The sequence below is a fragment of the Micromonospora sp. NPDC005161 genome, from assembly GCF_053599855.1.
On sequence record NZ_JBSFYQ010000126.1, the window covers coordinates 1 to 1,405 of the forward strand.

The 1,405-nt window shown below is 61.5% G+C and carries 2 protein-coding genes and 1 pseudogene; all 3 read left to right on the forward strand.

Annotation, left to right across the window (positions count from 1 at the left end; genetic code table 11):
- A pseudogene (locus tag ACWD5O_RS37140) lies at positions 1-85 on the forward strand (IS5/IS1182 family transposase); the annotation flags it as partial.
- 138 nt (positions 86-223) lie between these two features.
- Positions 224-679 carry a hypothetical protein gene (locus ACWD5O_RS37145; protein WP_450088175.1) on the forward strand — a complete coding sequence of 152 codons (456 nt, stop codon included), beginning with the start codon at positions 224-226 and terminating at the stop codon, positions 677-679.
- 209 nt (positions 680-888) lie between these two features.
- A complete protein-coding gene (locus ACWD5O_RS37150; protein WP_450088176.1) occupies positions 889-1,365 on the forward strand; it encodes an SUKH-4 family immunity protein in 477 nt (158 codons plus the stop codon).
- Positions 1,366-1,405 lie beyond the last annotated feature (40 nt).

The following is a 1,405-nucleotide window of genomic DNA, read 5'->3' on the forward strand; positions in this document are numbered from 1 at the left end:
GCGCTGCAGCCCGCACCGGGCGACCCCGATCGTGCAGGCCATCCTCGTCCTACATCACGTCGAGAACCCGACCCACCGAGGATGAAAAAGGCTCAATGGTCCGCCAACGTCCATGCTCGTCCGGGGTTGCACCCGTCGATCGTCGCCCAGTTCGTCACCCGACCGCAAGATCGCCTCGGCCTCCGTATCCTGTTCGTTTGTCAGCAACAGAAACGAGATGTGGATGGGGCAACTGAGTGACTATGGAGTGCCAACGGTGCTCCGCGGCGCGGTCGAAGTTCAGGGCGACGTCTATGCTCTCTACCTTACCGAGCACCGCGACGTCGAATCGTGGTCGTTGGGCTTCATGGAATCCGGCGATCCCAACGAGCAGTCGACAGAGCATGGAATGGACACGTACTGCCTGGGGGCAGGATCGGACAGCCATAGCTACTGGTATGGCGGCATCGTTGAGTGCGAGATTAGCGCTTCGAAGCAACCGACCTTGCCCAAGATGCCACCCAGCGATACGAGCGAACTGCGGCTCGTACTTACGCAGCAGACCGCAGGGCAGCTCGGGCTGCCTACGCAGGTGAGCTTCACCCTTTGCCTTACTCTGCGGCAGTTGCTCATGGTCAAGCGAGGTCTGACCAGGGTTCTCACCTCGGGTCGCCCCGGCGATACTCCTCGGCTGCTCTAAGGTATGAGGCGCGCCCTCTTCGCCAAAGGCAAGTAGCAATCCACCGGAACCGTCCTCGCAATCCCGAATGCCGCCGATCCGCCCTCCTGTGGAGCGGGTGCGAATGCCATCTACGTTCGCCTAAAAAGAAGATCGAATAGTGTCAGACATGTACCAAGTACGTGGTGTCAGGCATGACTCCGGGCCGCACCCTGGGAGGTTTGTAGAGGATGCCGGACCTGATTCGCTACTCGGAATCCGACCTGCGCCGATTCTTTAGCGGGGTCGTGCCGCCTGGTGCTTCCGGGCTGCTCGACGTGGAACTGCCGCGGGATGTGGATGTCTTCTTCCACGCTTATCCGATCGAAGCGGTGAACGTCTCGGCGGCGCCCCCACGCCTGGCGGTCGGCTGGGCGTGGCACGGGGTGTGTGAGGTTCAGATCGACCTCGCCGATGGATCGGTATGGTCGGTCGTCCCGGTCGAGAACAGCGCTTCGGAAGTCACCTTCATGAACAGCGACATCGGTAAGTTCGTTGTCTTCCTCCGATACATGGCAGGGATGGCCGCCCTCGCAGAGACAGAAAGCGGACGGGCTTACCGTGAACGGGCCGAGGCGGTTAGGCGTGAGCTCGTCGCGCTCGATGAGCGGGCCACTGAGGTGATCTCAGCAAGGTTCGGCGGCCGAGTGGGGATGACACGGGCGTAACGTCCATACCGGACGGTGTTGGATATGGACGTGGAGCCAT

Excerpts from the sequence above, each read along its gene's own strand:
- ACWD5O_RS37145 (WP_450088175.1), top strand. The coding sequence starts at position 224 with ATGGGGCAACTGAGTGACTATGGAGTGCCAACGGTGCTCCGCGGCGCG.
- ACWD5O_RS37150 (WP_450088176.1), top strand. The coding sequence starts at position 889 with ATGCCGGACCTGATTCGCTACTCGGAATCCGACCTGCGCCGATTCTTT.